Origin of the sequence: Robbsia andropogonis (assembly GCF_000970345.1) — a bacterium.
Lineage (GTDB): Bacteria > Pseudomonadota > Gammaproteobacteria > Burkholderiales > Burkholderiaceae > Robbsia > Robbsia andropogonis.
Genome location: NZ_LAQU01000168.1, coordinates 1 through 1,637 on the forward strand (window position 1 = coordinate 1; position 1,637 = coordinate 1,637).

3 protein-coding genes are annotated in these 1,637 nt (G+C 52.0%); all 3 read right to left on the minus strand.

Annotation, left to right across the window (positions count from 1 at the left end):
* On the minus strand, window positions 1-374 hold a 374-nt coding region (locus WM40_RS26815), incomplete at its 3' end, for an STN domain-containing protein (protein ID WP_046154607.1).
* A 285-nt stretch (window positions 375-659) separates the two neighbouring features.
* Complete coding sequence (locus WM40_RS26820) at window positions 660-1,124, minus strand: Lrp/AsnC family transcriptional regulator (RefSeq protein ID WP_046154608.1); 465 nt, start codon at window positions 1,122-1,124, stop codon at window positions 660-662.
* Window positions 1,125-1,262: 138 nt separating this feature from the next.
* The coding region (locus tag WM40_RS26825; RefSeq protein ID WP_046154609.1) for a FecR family protein at window positions 1,263-1,637 on the minus strand (375 nt) is incomplete at its 5' end.

Genomic DNA, 1,637 nt, shown 5'->3' on the forward strand with positions numbered 1-1,637 from the left:
ACTTTGGTGATGGTAAGGTTACCGGTCGGCGTGCTCTCAAGCTTGAGCCCGGTTCCGACTAGCGCGTGACGGATGGCTTCTTCTGGAGAATACGTACCGTCCACTGCGGCCGATTTCAGCGATTGGACAAGGGAGGCGTCATAGCTTAGCCGGACCTTTGAGGATTGAGCAATTTCTACCAAGGTTCGGTCCAGCGGGCCACTCGTAATGTGGTAGGTGCGTTCCACGTCACTCTGCGCGTACGCAGCTGTACTGGAGAAGACCTGGGCAACGGCCATTGCGATGGCGATGCCTGAGACGTTACCTTTGGCGCTTTGCACACCAAGTTTTCTTTTCACGATTTCCTGCCAAAATATGTGACGGACTTCTCGCATTAATTAGTATTCCTACTTGCTATAAAAATGCCACAGCCCTGGTTCATCGTCTCCGAGCTTCTCTCTAAAATTTCTTTAGCCCAGCCGTTACCATCGCACGCACACGGATTCTCCGACCCACCTAAGCGCCGATATCATCCGTTTCATCGACACAACAAAGTCTAGCAATCAGCCTTGAAATATTTTTTCGAAACAATTCTTCATCATCTTGAATCCCGAAATCGATTTGCATCGTAGGCGCTCATTGAGGAATTCTGTCCCGATCATAATGCCGGCGAGATTTGCTCACGATACATAGTCCAGCGGAAGAACCGTCGTATGTTTGATTTTCTCCATCGAGAAGCTTGAGCTCACGTCGAAGATGTCCACTTCCCTGATCAAGCGCTTGTAAACTCCGTCGTATGCGGCAATATTGGGAACGACCACTTTCAACATGTAGTCGATATGGCCGCTCATTCGGTAGACTTCTACTACTTCGGGAATATCGGCTACCACTTCGCAGAAGTGTTTAAGCCACGTAGCGGTGTGCTGCGCAGTCTTGATCTCGACCAGGACGGTAACGCCGAGGTTGAGCTTCTCCGCGTTAAGCAGCACAGCGCGACGAGCGATGATTCCGTCCTGCTCAAGCTTCTGAATCCGTCGCCAGCACGGGGTGGTGGATAGATTCACACGATCTGCAATCTCGGCCACGGGCACTGTGCCGTCTTGCTGCAGGACCGACAGAATTGCTTTGTCAATATGGTCAATCATATTTCCTCCGTTCGTCGCGCACTGGATTCAGGAAAAAAAATCGCTCCCCTTTATCTGTGTTGTGCATCGAGCGAAGAAAAGTGTCACCTCCAGCAACATTTTTCCGTCTATAAAAAATGCCGTCGGTTTTGCGTCACCTCAGGTGGCGATCGCAAGGGCGTTACCGTAGAAATCCAGGATAAGTCCTAATCCTTCGGCGAGTTGTCGTAGGGAGGCTTCGATGTCGTCGAGAGAAAAAACGCCGCTCACTCGGCGGTTCAAGGCAGCATTGGGAAAGCGGATGTAACCCTTGAAGTAACGCCCCAGCGTTTCCACGACATCGGGAACCGCGCGGTCGAGAACGATGAGAGTGCCGTTGGTCCACGCGAAAATGTCCGATGACGTCTCCGGCATTTGCAGGATTCGATGAGACGAAAGCGACCAAACGGTTCCGTCGGACGCCTTCACATGCCCCCCATTGCGGTTAGTAAGTATGGCGTCCCCGCCTTGCACGGCCACAACCGTATGCATTCG